The sequence below is a fragment of the Amycolatopsis sp. cg13 genome (assembly GCF_041346965.1).
Taxonomy (GTDB): Bacteria; Actinomycetota; Actinomycetes; order Mycobacteriales; family Pseudonocardiaceae; genus Amycolatopsis.
This window is the reverse complement of sequence record NZ_CP166848.1, coordinates 113,875-131,541: the sequence shown is the minus strand read 5'-3', so window position 1 is coordinate 131,541 and position 17,667 is coordinate 113,875. Positions and strand designations below refer to the sequence as shown.

10 protein-coding genes and 1 pseudogene are annotated in these 17,667 nt (G+C 70.0%); 1 reads left to right on the top strand and 10 read right to left on the bottom strand.

Annotation, left to right across the window (positions count from 1 at the left end):
• Positions 1-182: 182 nt before the first annotated feature.
• From AB5I40_RS00505 to AB5I40_RS00495, 3 genes are all read right to left on the bottom strand, one after another.
• Positions 183-1,316 (bottom strand): acyltransferase family protein, encoded by a 1,134-nt coding sequence (locus tag AB5I40_RS00505; protein WP_370936417.1) that lies wholly within the window; start codon positions 1,314-1,316, stop codon positions 183-185.
• Between the two features lie 1,254 nt (positions 1,317-2,570).
• Positions 2,571-3,131 (bottom strand): isochorismatase family protein, encoded by a 561-nt coding sequence (locus AB5I40_RS00500; RefSeq protein ID WP_370936416.1) that lies wholly within the window; start codon positions 3,129-3,131, stop codon positions 2,571-2,573.
• A gap of 63 nt (positions 3,132-3,194) precedes the next feature.
• Complete coding sequence (locus AB5I40_RS00495) at positions 3,195-3,719, bottom strand: MarR family winged helix-turn-helix transcriptional regulator (protein ID WP_370940430.1); 525 nt, start codon at positions 3,717-3,719, stop codon at positions 3,195-3,197.
• 79 nt (positions 3,720-3,798) lie between these two features.
• Here AB5I40_RS00495 and AB5I40_RS00490 point away from each other — a divergent pair, with 79 nt between their 5' ends.
• Positions 3,799-4,620 (top strand): oxidoreductase, encoded by an 822-nt coding sequence (locus AB5I40_RS00490; RefSeq protein WP_370936415.1) that lies wholly within the window; start codon positions 3,799-3,801, stop codon positions 4,618-4,620.
• Between the two features lie 31 nt (positions 4,621-4,651).
• Here AB5I40_RS00490 and AB5I40_RS00485 read toward each other — a convergent pair whose 3' ends face one another.
• The 7 genes and pseudogenes from AB5I40_RS00485 to glgX all read right to left on the bottom strand — a co-directional run bounded on the left by AB5I40_RS00485 (position 4,652) and on the right by glgX (position 17,364).
• Positions 4,652-6,103 (bottom strand): S1C family serine protease, encoded by a 1,452-nt coding sequence (locus AB5I40_RS00485; protein WP_370936414.1) that lies wholly within the window; start codon positions 6,101-6,103, stop codon positions 4,652-4,654.
• A gap of 204 nt (positions 6,104-6,307) precedes the next feature.
• Positions 6,308-7,132 (bottom strand): annotated as a pseudogene (locus AB5I40_RS00480) (family 16 glycosylhydrolase); the annotation flags it as partial.
• A 336-nt stretch (positions 7,133-7,468) separates the two neighbouring features.
• Positions 7,469-9,676: a 1,4-alpha-glucan branching protein GlgB gene (gene glgB / locus AB5I40_RS00475; RefSeq protein WP_370936413.1), complete on the bottom strand. Its 2,208-nt coding sequence runs from the start codon at positions 9,674-9,676 to the stop codon at positions 7,469-7,471.
• 5 nt (positions 9,677-9,681) lie between these two features.
• The gene (locus AB5I40_RS00470; protein WP_370936412.1) at positions 9,682-11,076 is read right to left on the bottom strand and encodes an aminoglycoside phosphotransferase; all 1,395 of its coding nucleotides are present in this window, start codon (positions 11,074-11,076) and stop codon (positions 9,682-9,684) included.
• Position 11,077: 1 nt separating this feature from the next.
• Positions 11,078-12,871, bottom strand: coding sequence for a maltose alpha-D-glucosyltransferase (treS, locus tag AB5I40_RS00465; RefSeq protein WP_370936411.1), 1,794 nt, complete (start codon positions 12,869-12,871; stop codon positions 11,078-11,080).
• Between the two features lie 88 nt (positions 12,872-12,959).
• A complete protein-coding gene (locus AB5I40_RS00460) occupies positions 12,960-14,939 on the bottom strand; it encodes an alpha-1,4-glucan--maltose-1-phosphate maltosyltransferase (protein ID WP_370936410.1) in 1,980 nt (659 codons plus the stop codon).
• A gap of 280 nt (positions 14,940-15,219) precedes the next feature.
• Positions 15,220-17,364 carry a glycogen debranching protein GlgX gene (gene glgX, locus AB5I40_RS00455; RefSeq protein WP_370936409.1) on the bottom strand — a complete coding sequence of 715 codons (2,145 nt, stop codon included), beginning with the start codon at positions 17,362-17,364 and terminating at the stop codon, positions 15,220-15,222.
• Positions 17,365-17,667: the final 303 nt, after the last annotated feature.

Below are 17,667 nucleotides of genomic sequence, written 5' to 3'. Positions count from 1 at the left end.
TTTCACGCTATGGCCATGATCAGTTTTCAGGCATCAGGGATGACCCGGACATAGACCAGGGTTTTCTGCTGGACCGCTGAGGTCCCGGGTGTCCGTTGCGGTACTTGCAACGGGATGCGCCGGATCAGGCTGGCCCGTCGGCAAACGCGGAGGGAAGGGTGCCGTCGATCGGGTGCTGAGTGTCAGGGCTTTCCGGCGGTGACCGGGGCCGGTTCGTCGTCGGGGCGGCGGCGGGCGGTCCAGGAGTCGTAGCCGCGCAGGAGGAAGCGGTGGGCGGGGCGTTCGACCAGGCGGGTGAGGGCCCAGCCCAGGAGGATGCCGGCGGTGATCATCCCGGCGGTTTGCAGCAGCGGGGCGAGGCCGAGGCCGGACAGCCAGTGCAGCACGAGGTAGCCGATGGCCTGGTGGATCAGGAAGACGCCGTAGGAGACGCCGGCGAACCAGGTGATCGCGCGCTGGGCGAACGGCGGGACGAAGCGGTTCCAGTCGGGACCGGCCGCGGCGAGGGAGATCACCGCGATGCCGATCGCGATGCCGATCGTCGAGCCCCATTCGATGTCGATTCCGGTGGGGGTGACGGTCGCGCCGTGCAGGGCGTGCGCGGTCACGCAGAGGACTTCCAGCAACACGAACTCCGTCGTGGACACGCGTTTCGTCGTCCAGAGCCGGACCGCGATGCCCGCGACGAAGAGGTGCCAGCGGTGGAAGCCGAAGCCGTCGACGATGACTCGGTACCACTCGGGCGGGCCGGCGATGCGCAGCGGCCATTGCGCGAGCGGGACGAGCAGGGCGGCCCACATGACGACGCGGAACTTGCGGCCGTGGCCCCACCTGCTCCGGAAGAGCAGCGCGGCGACGGTGAACGCCATGAGCTGGAGGGGAATCGTCCAGTGGGAGCCGTCGAGGAAGGGGAACTCGGCGGGCTTCCAGTTCCAGAGCATCAGGAGGTTGCCGGCGAGGTCGCCGAACCGCGGACTGAACCAGCCGGGCGGCGAGAGGTACCGCAGGGCGAAGTAGATCACCACGACCGCGGCGAGGAACGGCGGCAGCAACCGCGCGATCCGGCCCCACCAGTAGCGCCCGAGCGACCCGCGCCCGATCGTGACGGCGGCGAAGTACGCGGAAATCACGAGCAGCAGGCTCGCCCCGATCTGATGCGGGAAGACGAACCGCCGCGGCCCCAGCTCGGGATGCACGACGACGCTCATGAACGTCGCGTGGTACAGCAGCACCAGCACGACGCACCCACCGCGCACGAGGTCCCAGCTGATCCGCCGGTTCCCCGAAGACACGCTCACCGGACGGAACGAGGACACGCGCGCCACGGTAACTGGTGGGGTTCGCGGGGCGGGGAGGGACCCTGGGGCGTGTTGGGCGGGGTATTTCCGGTACAGGGGCCCGGGTTCGCGGTCCAAGAGCGGGTGCGTTTCCGGGAAATCCGTGGTGGCAGAGGGGTTTCTGGCCCGGGGTCGCTCGTGGTTTGCGGGCGGCGAGGCTGTCGCTGTGCGGTGCGGGGTTCCGGTGAGTGAGAGGTTTTAGGTTGGGGGCAAGCGGGATTCACCCGTTGGATGTGACGGACAAATGCTTGCTCGGTTTCCGTGAGCGGTGGTGATCGGGAGGCGGCGGGAAGTGATACGGGTCGCGGCTGAATCGGTCTTGCGGGTGGTCGCGTTGCGCGGGCCGCGGGGAGGCAGTATCGGGCGGATTGCCGGGCTTGGGTGCTTTGGGACCTCGGCCGCGAGTTGCGGACATCATCGGCCGGACGCCGCTGCGGACGAGGCTCGGCCCGGCGAGCGGGTTCGCGGACGCCGTCAGCCAAGCCGCCAGTTCGCGGATCCCGGCGGGCTGGGCTTGACGACGCCCGCCCGGTCGATCGCCGCGCTCTGAGCGGTGCCGCGGCAGGTTCGGCTGGCCGGACCCGGTTGCGGCGGACCCGGGCCGACCGGCTCGACCGAGCCAACCCGGCTTTCGGCTGCCGGTCGAGCCGCGCTGGCGGATTGCCCGGCCCGCCCGGCTCAGGTTCGGCGATGGGGAACCGACCGACCCGGCTTGTCGGGCCCGCTCCAGTTCCCGGCTTCCGGTCGCGCGCTCCGAGCTGCGACGGCCGCTTGCTCCGGGCTTGAAGGCGACCTCCTCCGTGACGCCTGTGCCCACGCTCCTGCCAGGAACAGCGCGGCGACAGCGTCACGCCCCGGCCTTGAAACGCCCCCCTCCTCGGCGACCCCGCACGCCATCCAGCCGGAGACAGAGCAGAGACGACATCAGGCTGCCAGCTTGAAAACGACCTCCTCCGTGACGACCCTGCCCACGCTCCTGCCAGGAACAGAGCGACGACAGCACTGCGCCCCAGCCTTGAAAGCGCCCCTCCTCGGCGACCCCGCACGCCACCCCGCCGGAGACAAAGCAGGGACGGCGTCAGGCTCCCGGCTTAAAGGCGACCTCCTCCGTGGCAACCGTGCCCGCGCTTCTGCTAGGAACAGCGCGGCGACAGCGTCACGCCCCGGCCTTGAAACGCCCCCCTCCTCGGCGACCCCGCACGCCATCCAGCCGGAGACAGAGCAGAGACGGCGTCACGCCCCAGCCTTGAAAACAACCTCCTCCGTGACGACCGTGCCCGCAGTACGGCCCGGAGCGGTCTGGTGGCCCCAGTACAGGTTCGTGTGCGCGATGACCTGCGCGGGCGACGGGGCTCCCCACTTGGTGAGGTCTTCTGTCGTGTGGGCATCGCTCACCAAGGTCGCGTCGTAGCCTCGGGCGAAGGCGCCGTGGAGGGTGGAGCGGATGCAGGCGTCCGTTTGGGCTCCGCTCACCACCAGGTGACCGACCTTCAGGTCAGCAAGGATTGATTCCAGGGTGGTGTCTTCGAAGGAGTCGCCATAAGACTTCTCGACCAGCGGTTCGGCGGGCGAGGGCGTCAGCTCGGGGACCAGGCCCCATTCGGGGCTGCCCTTCTCCAGGCCCTCGCCGGAGTGCTGGACCCAGACGACAGGGACCTCAGCAGCCCGGGCTTTGTCCACCAGGGCGGCGACGTTCGCGACGACGGCGTCGCGCTCGTGGGAGTCTGCGACGACGCCGTTCTGTACGTCGACGACGAGCAGTGCGGTGTTCGGGCGGTCGTTGAGCGTGGTCATGGATCTTCCCTCCAGTCAGGTACCGCTCACGCTAGACCCGACCACCGACAAAAAACGGCGAAGTCACTCCGGGCGGAGGGCATCGTGCGGAGAAGACGGGCCGAATTCGGTTTCGAAGCGGGTCAGGAGGCGGGACAGGAGGGCGTTCAGGTCGGACAGGTCGTCCGCGCCTAGGGCCGACGTGAACAGGGCCTGCTCACGGTCGGTGCGTTTCTTCGTGGCGGCGGCCCAGCGGGCGCGGCCTTTGCGGGTCAGGCGGATGGGGCGGCTGCGGCCGTCCGAAGCGGCGGCGACGCGTTCTACCAGGCCCGCTCGTTCCAGGCGGTCGATGCGGACGGTGACGGTTCCGGAGGTGACGCCCAGGCGGTCTCCCAGTTCCTTCGGCGTCAGCACCGCGGCACGGCCGGATCGGTGCAGAGCCGACAATGCTTGCCAATCCCCCGTGCTGAAGCCGTATTCCTCCGCCACGCCGCGCAGCACCTGTTCGAACTGCCGCGACAGCCTGCCGATCCGCTGTCGGGCCGCTTCGACCTGCTCCTCCACGCCGTCCGGCATCACGGCCAGCCATTCGGGCAGGCCTGCCTCCACTGAGTCCAACTGGACACTCCCTCGAAGCTCAAGGTAGTTTGGTTTGGGTATCAAGCTATCTGGTTCTGGGGAGGTTCGCATGTCCGGACGCGTCTGGTTCATCACGGGAGCGAGCAGCGGGTTCGGCCGCGTGCTCGCGGAAACCGTGCTGGCGCGCGGGGAAAAGGTCGTGGCCACGGCTCGCGACACAACGGCGCTCGACGGGTTGAAGACGTTCACAGCCCGGCTGGACGTCACGGATCCGGCGTCGGTGGAAGCGGCGGTGAGCGCGGCGATCAGCGAGTACGGGCGGATCGACGTGCTGGTCAACAACGCCGGGCACGGGCTGGTGGGGGCGCTCGAGGAACTGACCGACGCGCAGGCGCGGCAGGTGCTCGAGACCAACGTGTTCGGCGTCCTGAACGTCACCCGCGCGGTGCTGCCGCATCTGCGGGCGCAGCGCAGCGGGCACATCGTGCAGTTGTCGTCGGTCGGCGGGGTGGTCGGGAATCCGGGGCACGCGCTCTACGCGACGTCGAAGTTCGCACTGGAAGGGATGTCCGAGGCGCTCGCCGCGGAGGTCGCGCCGCTCGGGATCCGGGTGAGCCTGGTGGAACCGGGGCCGTTCCGGACGGACTTCGCCGGGCGGTCGATGGCGTTTTCCGAGCCCATCGACGACTATCGCGACACTCCGGCAGGCGTTATGCGCCAACGGTTTTCCGCACAGGACGGCGCGCAGCCGAATGATCCGGCGAAGGCTGCCGAGGCCATTCTTAAACTGGTCGACACGCCGGACGCGCCGCTGCGGCTGCCGCTCGGGCCCGAGGCGGTGAACCGGATCCGGGCGAAGCTGGAGCAGCAGCTCGCGGATCTGGCGGCGTGGGAGAAAGTTTCGCTGGACACGCGTTATCCGGACGACTGAACGAACTCAGCCGTCCGGACAATCCGGCGCGTCAGCCCACCGGGCCTTCGGCGGGCACGACGGTGACGTTCTGCTGCTGGCCCGTCTGGTCGACGACGGTCACGGTCAGCTTGTCGCCCGGGTGGTGCTGATCCATCAGGGTGGTCAGCGCGGTGGGCGAGTCGACTGCTTTGCCGTCCACCGCGGTGATCACGTCGCCGGCGGCCAGGCCTGCCTTCGCGGCGGAGCCGTCCGGGACTACCTGCTGGATCGCCGCGCCGGAGCCGGATCCGCCCTGCTGCTGTTGTTGCTGCTGTCCGGCATCGCTGACGGTCACGCCCAGGAACGCGCTCTTTCCAATGTGGACAGTGTCCGAACCGGTGCCGCCGACGATCTCGTGGGCGATGGAGATCGCCTGGTTGATCGGGATCGCGTAGCCCTCGTTCCCGCTGGACCCCTGAGAACCGTTGCCCTGCGAGTCGCCTTGGGAGCCGCTGCCGGGGAAGCCGTTGCCGAGCCCGCCGTGGCTGCGCCGTCCGCCGCCGCCGTTGAACTGGTACCCGGCCGAGGCCGCGGTGTCCACGCCGACGACCTGGCCCTGCGCGTTCACGAGCGGGCCGCCGGAATCGCCGGACTGGATGTTCGCGTCGACCTGGATCAGGTCCTTCAGCTGTTCGGACGAGCTGTTCGATTCGTCGGACGCGGTGATCGACTGGTTCAGCGCGGTCACCCGTCCCCCGGCCGGAACCGGTGCTCCCCCGGCGCCGCCGGCGTTGCCGAGGCCGACGACCGCGTCGCCGACCTTCACCGAGGACGAATCGCCGAGCGTTTCCGTGGCCAGCCCAGACGCGTCAGCAAGCTTGAGCACCGCGACGTCGTGGCTCCGGTCGTAGCCGAGCACGGACGCGGTGTACGTCTGGCCGTTGCCTATGTCGGTGACCTTGATGCTGGTCGCGCCCTCGACGACGTGGTTGTTCGTGAGCACCTCGCCGTCGGCGGTGAGCACGATGCCGGTGCCCGCCGCGGCCGCGCCCTGGTAACCGAGTTCGGTGTTGATGTTGACGATGCCCGCGCTGACCTTCTTCGCGATCGCCTGCGGGTCGATGGCCGTGTTCGACGGCGGGTTGGTCTGGTTGCCGATCGAGCCGAAGTTCTGGTTCCCGGCGACGCCGAGCGGCGCAGACGGCGTCCACACGAAGTGCCCGACCCCGAGCCCGACGGCGACTGCCACCGCGATCGCACCGACCGTGACGGCCGCGGTCCGCAACGGGTGGCTGGCCCGCTGCGGCCGGTGGTACGGCGTCGCGAACTGCTGCGTCGGATGCGGCTGACCGGCGTACTGGCCGCCGGGCTGCGGGCCGTACGCGCCGGGCGGCGGGTTCCAGGCCTGTTGCTGTCCCCAGCCCTGCTGGTACGGCTGGCCCGCTCCCGGCGAATAGGGGTGCGCCGGTCCGCCGTAGCCGGGCTGTCCCTGGTCCTGCCCGCCTCGCTCCTGCTCGTTCATGGTCCGCTCCCGCGTCTCGTGACCCTCCGCCAGCTCAGCAAACACCCGGTACCTGAGATTTTCCTTGCCGTCGTCCGTGCGGAAGCTGTGTACCCGCGCGGGCGGCGCGAAGAGGGCCCCGCCCGGCTCGGGAAAGAGCCGGACGGGGCCCGCGGAGACCGCGCCTTCTCCGTGCCGCCGGGGTTCCGGCGGCGAGGGTGGTCAGCTCACGTGCACGTAGTCGACCACCAGCTGTTGCGGGAACTGGGTGTTGCCGTCCGGGTCGCCCGGCCAGTCGCCGCCCACCGCGAGGTTCAAGATGAGATAGAACGGGTGGTCGTACACCCATTTCTTGCCGTTCAGGTCCGCCGGGGTGCGGGTTTGGTAGGCCTGTCCGTCGACCAGCCAGACGATCTTGTTCGGCGACCAGTCGACCGCGTAAGTGTGGAAATCGTCGGAGAAGTTCGGGCCGTTGAACGCCGCGCCGATGCCGCCCGCGCCCGAGTAGCCGGGGCCGTGGATGGTGCCGTGCACGGTGTTCGGCTCCTTGCCGATGTTCTCCATCACGTCGATCTCGCCGTCGGCCGGCCACTGCCCGCCGCCGAGCATCCAGAACGCCGGCCACATTCCCTGCCCGCGCGGCAGTTTCATCCGGACTTCCATGTGCCCGTACGCCTGGCTGAACTTGCCGGCGGTGTTGAGCCGCGCCGAGGTGTACTGGCAGGCGCCGTACCAGCAGTTGTTGCCGGAGTTCTCTTTCTTGGCGGTGATCACGAGGTGGCCCTGGCCGTCGAGCGCGCCGTTCGCCGCGCCTGAGGTGTACCACTGCCGTTCGTGGTTGTTGCCGTTGTTGTCGCCGGTTTCGTAGCTCCACTTGCCCCCGTCGGCGGGCGCGCCCGCCGGGCCGTCGAAGTCGTCGGAGAACCCGGCCGCCGGAGCGGCGGCGGGGGCGGCGTTCCCCGCGGGCGTCAGCGCGACCGCACTGGCGACGGCGAGCGCCGCGGGAATCGCGAGCAGCCGCCACCGGGAAGAGGTGTGCGTGGACGTCATTGTCATCCCTCAATCACTCGAGGGGCGGCCTGGCGGCGCCACCCCGGGTTTGTTGTGGATGGCAACAAAGTATGCCCACCAGCGCCTTCACCGGCAAGACGTTCCGTGGGTCATTTTCCGACCGACGCTGGGGAAAGGTGCTCCCGGGAGGAATTCCGGGCAAGGCCGGGTGACCGGACGGGCAAGCGGTCCGGCCATCCGGCTCGATCAGTACCGGACGGACTTGAGCGGGGCGGGGCAGGGTACGTGAGGGCCACCTTCACGGAATCTGATTCCCTCAGGGTTCCCCTCACGACCCGCACGAGTCAGCGGCGCGCCGGAGTGGCAGGCGGCGGGTCAAGCCTCGGTGTCGGCGGAGGCGCGTTCCTCCAGCAACCACAACACCCCGCTGGGCGGAAGCTGCAGCACCGCCGACGCGGGCTGACCGTGCCACGGCTCCTCAGTCGCCTCCACCGCGCCCAGGTTCCCGACTCCGGAACCGCCGAACGACTCCGCGTCCGTGTTCAGCACCTCGGTCCACCGGCCCGCGGCCGGAAGGCCGACCCGGTAATCATGGTGCGGAACCCCGGCGAAGTTGGCGATGCACGCCAGCCGCGAGCCGTCCGCGCCCAGGCGCAGGAAGCTCAGCACGTTTCCGGCCGAGTCGTTCGCGTCGATCCAGCGGAAGCCGTCGGGCCGGACGTCGCCGCTGAACAGTGCGGCGGTGTCGCGGTAGATCGCGTTCAGCTGCCGGATCAGGTCGCGGACTCCGCGGTGCAGCGGGGTTTCCAGCAGGTGCCAGTCCAGCGACCGCGACTCCGACCATTCCCTCGGCTGGCCGAATTCGCCGCCCATGAACAGCAGCTGCTTGCCGGGATGCGCCCACATGAACGCCAGCAGCGAGCGCAGCCCGGCCGCCTTGTTCCAGTCGTCGCCGGGCATCCGTTCCCACAGCGAACCCTTGCCGTGCACCACTTCGTCGTGCGACAGCGGCAGCACGAAGTTCTCGCTCCACGCGTACACGAGCGAGAAGGTCATCTCGTTGTGGTGGTACGCCCGGTGGATCGGCTCGTGCGACAGGTACCGGAGCGTGTCGTGCATCCAGCCCATGTTCCACTTGAAGCCGAAGCCCAGGCCGCCCAGATGCGTCGGGCGGGTGACGCCGGGCCAGGCGGTGGATTCCTCGGCGACCATGACCACGCCGGGGTGTCGCTTGTAGACAGTCGCGTTCAGCTCCTGCAGAAACCGGACGGCGTCGAGGTTTTCCCGGCCGCCGTACTCGTTCGGCAGCCACTCGCCGTCCTTGCGCGAGTAGTCGAGGTACAGCATCGAGGCGACCGCGTCGACGCGCAGGCCGTCGAGGTGGAATTCCTCCAGCCAGAACAGCGCGTTCGCGACGAGGAAGTTGCGCACCTCGTTGCGGCCGAAGTTGAACACGAGCGTGCCCCAGTCCGGCTGCTCGCCGCGGCGCGGGTCTTCGTGCTCGTACAGCGGGCTGCCGTCGAAGCGCGCCAGCGCCCAGATGTCGCGCGGGAAGTGCGCGGGCACCCAGTCCACGAGCACGCCGATGCCGCGCTGGTGCAGATGGTCGACGAGGTACCGGAAGTCGTCCGGCGAACCGAAGCGCGACGTCGGCGCGTAGTACGACGTGACCTGGTAGCCCCACGAGCCGCCGAACGGATGCTCGGCCACCGGCAGGAATTCGACGTGCGTGAAGCCGGTTTCCTCGACGTAGTCGGCCAGTTGGTCGGCCATCTCTCGGTAGCCGAGCCCGGGCCGCCACGAGCCGAGGTGCACCTCGTACACGCTCATCGGCGCGTCCGCCCAGTCGGTCGCCTCGCGCCGGGCCACCCAGGCGTCGTCGCCCCAGGCGTACGACGATTCGGTCACCTTCGACGCGGTCGCGGGCGGCACCTCGGTGGCGAACGCCATCGGGTCGGCCTTCTCGTGCCAGTGCCCGTCCGCGCCGAGGATGCGGAATTTGTAGCAGCTGCCCACGGAAACGCCGGGGACGAACAGCTCCCACACGCCCGAAGACCCGAGCGAGCGCATCGGGTGGCCGCGGCCTTCCCACGCGTTGAAGTCGCCGATCACCCGCACGCCGCGCGCGGTCGGCGCCCACACCGCGAAGGACACGCCTTCGACGACGCCGTTCGGAGTGTCGTACCGGCGCACGTGCGCGCCCAGCACGTCCCACAGCCGCTCGTGCCGTCCTTCGCCGATGAGGTGCTGGTCCAGCTCCCCCACCGTCGGCAGCCAGCGGTACGGATCGTCGGTGACGACCGTGTGGTTGTCGTAGCCGACCTCGATCCGGTAGTCGCCGGGATGTTCCGGCAGCGCCGCGGCGAACAGCGCGTCCGCCACGCGCTCCAGCGGAACGCGGCGCTCGCCCGCGACGACCGACACCGACGTCGCGCCCGGGCGCAGCGCGCGCACGACGATGTCGCTGCCGTCGGTGTGCACGCCGAGCACCGAGTGCGGGTCGTGGTGCTCGCCTGCCAGCAGCCGGTCGATGTCGAGCGGGGACGGCGCCGCCGAGGGCAGATCCGCGGGGACAGCGTTCACGGGGGTCACTCGCTTCCGTCGGTGCTGCGGGCGATCGCCGCCAGGGGCACGCTCAGCCAGTCCGGCCGGTTCGCGTGCTCGTAGGCGACCTCGTACACCGCTTTGTCCAGTTCAAAGGCGCGGAGCAGGCCCGCGTGCGCCTGCGGGTCGCCGACCGGGCCGCCGGCGCGGGCGTACCCGGAGCAGAACGCGGCGCGGTTGCGCCGGGCCCATTCCATCGCGTGCCGGGTCACGTCCGCGTTCTCGGGCTGCCCGACGAGCCGCTGGTGCGCCGCGTAGTCGAACGACCGCAGCATGCCCGCGACGTCGCGCAGCGGCGAGCGCAGCGCGTGCCGTTCCGCGACCGGGGCGGCCGGTTCGCCTTCGAAGTCCAGCAACAGCCATCCGTTGACGGTACGCAGCACCTGGCCCAAGTGCAGATCGCCGTGGATGTACTGCATGACTATCGGCGACTCGTGCGCGCGCACCGTCTCGAATACTTCGCGCAGCGCGGGCGCGTGCACGGCCAGCTCCGGGACCACGCTGGACACCTGGTCGAGGCGCTCGGTCATGGCGCGCACCGTGCGGTCCAGCTCGTCGCTGTCCGCGGGCTCGGTGCCGAGCGCGGTCGCCAGGTCCGCGTGCACCTCGGCCACCGCGGCGCCGAGCCGCTCGGATTCGCCCGCGAAATCGCCGCCCGCCTCGGCCGCGGCCTGGTCCGGTTCGGCCAGCAGGTCCCGCACGCTCGTGGTCGCCATCGCCCAGCCGTCGACCGCGTCCGGCAGGAACTCCTGCAGCATCCCCATCGTCGCGGGCTCGCCGTGCAGATCGCCGGAGATCGAGCCGACCACGCGGGCGATGTGCTTGCAGCCCGCGTCCTGCAGCGCGCGGTGCAGCAGCAGGTCCTTGTTCGTCCCCGCGCTGAGCTTGCGGAACAGCTTGAGGATGTACTGCCCGCCGTACACCAGCGAGGTGTTGCTCTGCTCGGCGGTGATCGGCCGCGAGCGCAGGCCGGGCTCGAGCGTCGCGTCCGGCTCGGCCGCGAACCGCAGCGGCCCGGCGGACTCGCCCGCCGCCATCCGGTCCAGCAGCCCGGCGGTGAGGTCCGCGTCGCCGCTCGCCTCGTAGAGCCCGTCGCCGAGCACCGCGGCCGAAGCGACCTCGGGAACCCCGGACCGGCTGCCGACCAGCAGCTGGTACGGCTCGGTGCGGTCGCCCTGCACCACGTCGACGACCGCGTGCACCAGCAGCGGATCGGGACCGGCCAAGGCGGTCAGCTCGACCGGGCGGACCTCGTCGACCGGCCGGTCCTTGCCCGCGAACCAGCGCTGCGCGGGCAGCCAGTCCGGCAGCAGGGCGGTCAGCGCGCGGGAAACCTCGGGCAGTTCGGGCGGGGAACCGTGGTGCGACAGCGGACTCACCTCATTCTTCCGGCTCGAGCAGCTGGAACCAGTAGAACCCGTGGCCGGGCAGCGTGAGCAGGTACGGCAGCTCGCCGATATCCGGGAACCGCACGCCGCCGGTCAGCTCGACCGGCGTCGCGCCCTGGTGCGCGGACAGATCCAGCTCCACCGGCTGCGGGAACCGGGACAGGTTGTTGACGCACACCACGACGTCCTCGCGGCCGTCCGGGCGCAGCCACCGGCGCTGGTAGGCGAGCACGCTCGGGTTCGAGCCGCCGAGGTCGGCGAAATCGCCCTGGCCGAACGCGTGGTGCTGCTTGCGCACCTCGATCATCCGGCGCGTCCAGTTCAGCAGCGACGACGCGTTGTCGGCCTGCGCCTCGACGTTGAGCGCCTGGTGCCCGTACACCGGGTCCATGATCACCGGCAGATAGATCCGGCCGGGGTCGCAGGTGGAGAACCCGGCGTTGCGGTCCGGGGTCCACTGCATCGGGGTGCGGACGGCGTCGCGGTCGCCGAGCCAGATGTTGTCGCCCATGCCGATCTCGTCGCCGTAGTACAGCACCGGCGACCCGGGCAGCGACAGCAGCAGCGCGGTGAACAGCTCCTGCTGGTCGCGGTCGTTGTCCAGCAGCGGGGCCAGCCGGCGGCGGATGCCGATGTTGGCCTTCATCCGCGGGTCTTTGGCGTACTCGGAGTACATGTAGTCGCGCTCTTCGTCGCTGACCATCTCGAGCGTGAGCTCGTCGTGGTTGCGCAGGAAGATGCCCCACTGCGTGCCGGACGGGATCTGCGGCGTCTGCAGCAGGATCTCCGAGATCGGGAACCGCGACTCCCGGCGCACCGCCATGAAGATCCGCGGCATCAGCGGGAAGTGGAACGCCATGTGGCATTCGTCGCCGCCGGACTCCGCGTCGCCGAAGTACTCGACCACGTCGGTCGGCCACTGGTTCGCCTCGGCCAGCAGGATCCGGCCGGGGTATTCGTCGTCGACGACTTTGCGGCAGCGCTTGAGGAAATCGTGCGTGCGCGGCAGGTTCTCGCAGTTGGTGCCCTCCTGTTCGAACAGGTAGGGCACGGCGTCGAGGCGGAAGCCGTCGATGCCGATGTCGAGCCAGAACCGCAGCACGTCGATCATCGCGTCCTGCACGGCCGGGTTCTCGTAGTTGAGGTCCGGCTGGTGGGCGAAGAACCGGTGCCAGTAGAACTGGCCGCGCACCGGGTCGTAGGTCCAGTTCGACGTTTCGGTGTCGACGAAGATGATCCGCGCGTCGGCGTAGCGGGAGTCGTCGTCGCTCCACACGTAGTAGTCGCCGTACGGGCCGTCCGGGTCCGAGCGCGACTGCTGGAACCACGGGTGCGCGTCCGACGTGTGGTTCAGCACCAGGTCGGTGATCACCCGGATGCCGCGCCGGTGCGCCTCGTCGAGCAGGTACACGAAGTCCTCGACGCTGCCGAATTCCGGCAGCACGGCACGGAAATCGCTGATGTCGTAGCCGCCGTCGCGCAGCGGCGAGGCGTAGAACGGCGGCAGCCACAGGCAGTCCACCCCGAGCCATTCGAGGTAGTCGAGCCTGCCCGCCAGCCCGCGCAGGTCGCCCGTGCCGTCGCCGTTCGAATCGGCGAACGCGCGCACCAGCACCTCGTAGAACACCGCGCTCTTGAACCATTCCGGGTCCTTCGGCGCCGCGTGCGCGTGCGCGAAGTCGTCCGCCTGCGGCTCGACCAGCAAGCCGTCGGCCGTCACCGCCTCCCCCGTGTGCGGCACGTCCGCCAGTCCCGCCGCGGCGCCGGGCCGGCTGTCCTCGTCCATCGTTCCACCTTGTCGTGAGTGCGTGTGCTGAATGGTGGTTATCCCGAACGGACCCGGGATAACCACTCGCGAAGTGCTGTTGTCGAGTTCAGGCCGCGAGCCTGCGGCGCAGAGCCACGATGTGCGCGACCGCCCGCCACGGTTCGAGCCGGACGAAGTTCGCCTGGCCCCAGTCCCACGTCTCGCCGGTGACCTCGTCGTGCGCGATCAGCCGTTCGGACCAGTCGAAGCCGAGCGCGGGCAGATCGAGCCAGAGCGTGCCCTCGTGCGCTCCGTGCGGGTCGAGGTTCACCACCGTGACGACCGTGTCGCCGGTCGCCGGGTCCTGTTTGGAGTAGGCCAGCAGCGCTTCGCTGTCGACGTGGTGGAAGCGCAGCGACCGCATGCCCTGCAGCGCCGGGTGCGCGCGGCGGACGGCGTTGAGCCGGGTCAGCCACGGTTCCAGCGAACGGCCTTCGGCGAGCGCGCGGGCGAAATCGCGCGGGCGCAGCTGGTACTTCTCCGAGTCGAGGTACTCCTCGCTGCCCGGCCGCACCGCCTCGGATTCGAACAGCTCGTAGCCGGAGTACACGCCCCAGGTCGGCGACATCGTCGCGGCGAGCGCGGCGCGCAGCGCGAACATGCCGGGCCCGCCGTGCTGCAGCGATTCGTGCAGGATGTCCGGAGTGTTCACGAACAGGTTCGGCCGGCCGTGGTCCCAGTGCGCGACGAGGTCGGTGCCGAACTCGGTCAGCTCTTCTTTCGTGGTGCGCCAGGTGAAATAGGTGTAGCTCTGGGTGAAGCCGAGCTTGGCCAGCCCCCACAGCCGGGCCGGGCGGGTGAACGCCTCGGCGAGGAACAGCACGTCCGGATGCGCGTCCTTCACCGCCTGGATCAGCCACGCCCAGAAGTCCGGCGGCTTGGTGTGCGGGTTGTCGACCCGGAAGATCCGCACCCCGTGCGACACCCAGTGCAGCACGACGCGCAGCACCTCGTCGTAGATGCCGCGCGGGTCGTTGTCGAAGTTGACCGGATAGATGTCCTGGTACTTCTTCGGCGGGTTCTCCGCGTAGGCGATGGTGCCGTCCGGGCGCGTGGTGAAAAACTCCGGGTACTTGACCACCCACGGGTGATCGGGCGCGGCCTGCAGCGCGAGGTCGAGCGCGACCTCGAGGCCGAGTTCCTCCGCGCGGGCGGTGAAGGAGTCGAAGTCCTCGATCGTGCCGAGCTCCGGGTGGATCGCGTCGTGCCCGCCCTCGTCCGCGCCGATGGCCCACGGCGAGCCGACGTCGTCCGGCGTCGCGTCGAGAGTGTTGTTGGGGCCCTTGCGGTTCACGCGGCCGATGGGGTGCACCGGCGGCAGGTACACGACGTCGAAACCCATGCCCGCGACGCGGTCCAGCTCGCGCTCGGCGGTGGCGAAGGTGCCGTGCACCGCGCGGCCCTGCGCGTCGACCCCGCCGGTGGAACGGGGGAAGAATTCGTACCAGGAACCGAAAGCGGCGCGCTTGCGGTCGACCCACAGCTTCAGCACGCGGCCCTTGGTGATCAGCTCGCGCACCGGGAAATCGTGCATCAGCTGGCGGACCTCGGGCGACAGCGCCGGCCCGACGCGCTCGGCGAGATCGCGTTCGTCGTCGCGCAGCGCGGCCGCGGCCCCGGCGAGCAGCGGGCGCTCGGCCCGGCGCTCCGGGCGGCGCGACACCCGGTCGAGCAGCAGCGCCCCGCTCTCCAGGTCGTTGGCCAGCTCCCCCGGCCCCTGCCCGGCGGCGATCTTCACCTCGACCGCGTGCTCCCAGGTGGCCCACGGATCGCTCCACGCGTCCACGCGGTAGGTCCACATGCCCTCGGCGTCGGGCACGATCACCGCGCCGAACCGGTCGAGCCCCCGGCCCTGCTCGGCCATCCGCGTCTGGCGCGCGGCGCGGTCGCCGGGACCGCGCCAGGCGACCGTGGCGGCCACCGCGTCGTGGCCCTCCCGCCAGACCGTGGCCGTGACGGGGAAATGTTCGCCTGCAACGGCTTTGGCCGGATATCGGCCGCAGCTGACAATGGGTGCGACGTCGTCGATCCCGAGCCTGCCGGTCATGGCAATGCCCCTTTTTCACGGTGGGTGGGAGGGTGGTCGGAGTGTGCTTCCGCGAGCACGGTCAGTGTGCCTGATTCCTCCAAAGCCGTTGACAGCGGGGCCTTTTTCGGAAATTCCCGCCACCCGGTCGGGCGAAACGCGCCCATTCGGCGGAACTCCCGGACGCATTCCCGTCTCCCGCCCGCAACACGAACGCCGAATTGCGTTAACAATCGCCCGCCACGTTCCGGTGATTACCCGCGAGTATCGATACTGACGCCCGTGAGCGGAGCGTGCGGGACTAAAGCTGCGGGATCTCCACCGTGTCCCGCGGCGCGCGCAGCAACAGCAACGACCGCGCCTCGACCGTGATCCGCGCCTTCGGCTCCAGCACGCCGGGGTTCGCCGGAGTGCCGTCGGCGGTGCTGGTGTCCAAAGTGGGCTTGAAGGTCTCGCCGTACTCCGGTCCGGGCAGCACGATCTCGGCCGGTTCCGCGCCCGCGTGCAGCACCAGCAGCCACGAATGGTCGGTGACGAGCGCGCCCTCGCGGTTGCGCGCCTGGCTGTTCGACCCGTCGATCCACATGCAGAGCGTGCGGCGGTCCTCGTCGAACCAGTCGATCTCGTCGAACTCCTCGCCGTCCGGGCGGAACCACACGAGGTCGGGCTTGCCGGTGACCGTGGTGCGGCCCTCGAAGAACTCCGGCTGCCGCAGCGCCGGGCTGTGCGCGCGCAGCCGGATCAGGCGGCGGGCGAACTCGAGCATCGGCTCCGAGGTCTCGGTCGGGGTCCAGTCGACCCACGACGTTTCGTCGTCGAGGCAGTAGGCGTTGTTGTTGCCCTGCTGGGTCCGCCACATCTCGTCGCCCGCGGTGAACATCGGCGTGCCGGTGGACAGCAGCAGCGTCGCGAACAGGTTGCGCGCCTGGCGGGTGCGCAGCGCGACGATCGCCGCGTCGTCGGTCTCGCCCTCCGCGCCGTGGTTCCACGACCGGTTGTCGTTCGTGCCGTCGCGGTTGTCCTCGCCGTTGGCCTCGTTGTGCTTTTCGTTGTAGGACACCAGGTCCCGCAGCGTGAAGCCGTCGTGCGCGGTGACGAAGTTGATCGACTGCCACGGACGGCGCAGGTTGTGGTCGTACAGATCGGACGAGCCGGACAGCCGGTACGCGAGGTCGCGGACGCCGGTCGCGCCGCGCCAGAAATCGCGGACCGTGTCCCGGTAGCGGCCGTTCCACTCGGCCCACTGCGCGCCGAAATCGCCGACGCGGTAGCCCTCGCCGGTCGCGTCCCACGGTTCGGCGATCAGCTTGCAGCGCGACAGCACCGGGTCGGTGGTGATCGCGGTGAGCATCATGGACTCGCGGTCGAACATCTCGCCGCGCGGGCGGCCGAGCGTGCTCGCCAGGTCGAAGCGGAAGCCGTCGACGCCCATCTCCTGCGTCCAGTACCGCAGCGAATCGGTGACCAGGCGGACGACCGTCGGCGAACCGGCGTCGAGGGTGTTGCCGCAGCCGGTCAGGTCGGCCATGTGGCCGCGGCGGGTGTGCAGGTAGTAGGCCGGGGCGTCGAGGCCGCGCAGCGAGAGCGTCGGGCCGTCCGGGCCGCCTTCGCAAGTGTGGTTGAAGACGACGTCGAGCAGCACCTCGATGCCGGCCGCGTGCAGGGCCGCCACCATCGTGCGGAATTCCTCGACCTCACGGCCCGGCTCGCTCGCGTACCCGGCGTGCGGCGCGAAGTAGCCCAGCGGCGAGTAGCCCCAGTAGTTGTGCCGTCCCGAGCGGATCAGCGCCGGCTCGTCGGCGAACGCGTGCACCGGCAGCAGTTCGACGGTCGTGACGCCGAGCCGGGTCAGATGCTCGATCGCGACCGGGTGCGCGAGGCCGAGGTACGTGCCGCGCAGCGCCTCCGGGATGAACGGATGCTGCTGGGTGAAGCCCTTGACGTGGAGTTCGCAGATCACCGACTCCTCGAACGGCACCTCGGGTTTGATCCCGGTGTCCTGCCCGCCCGGCGAGGTGACCACCGACAGCGGCACCGCGCCCAACGAGTCCACAGTGGACATCGGACCGCGCTCGGGGTCGCCGGTGAAGCCCTGCGCGGCGTGCAGCCCGGCGAGCCTGCCGTCGATCCGGCGCGCGTACGGGTCGACGAGGAGCTTGGCCGGGTTGCAGCGGTAGCCGCGTGCCGGGTCGTACGGACCGTGCACGCGGTAGCCGTAGCGCTGGCCGACCGTGACGCCAGGGACGAGGCCGTGCCAGACGCCGAACGTGCGTTCGGTCAACTCGATCCGCCGCTCGGAACCGTCGTCCCCGACGAGGCACACCTCCACCGCGTCGGCGACGGCGGACGTCACCGCGAACCGGACGCCGCCCGCCTCCGGGTGGGCGCCGAGCGGGAACGGCCGTCCGGCGAGGACCTGGTTGTCGGTTGCGGGTCGCTGTGCCATGCGCCGATCTTTTCAAACCCGGGGCGGCGGCGGGCTCCGGCGCTTGGCTGAACTTGCCCAGGTTAGGGGTGATGACCTGGGCCGATGGCGTCCCAGACAGGGGTCAGGCCGGGCGCGCCCCGAAGGCAGCCTCGACAGCGAGGCTGTCCTCGTACATGTGGTGCTTCGCGATCAGCCCGTCCCGGACTGCCGTCGCGAACCGCTTACCGCTAGCCTTGACCTGCTGAAAGCTGACTCCGAAGAGACAGCGGCCGCACCCCACTCACCCCAACGCGGGATCGCGTCGGCGTCTGACGGAGCTGC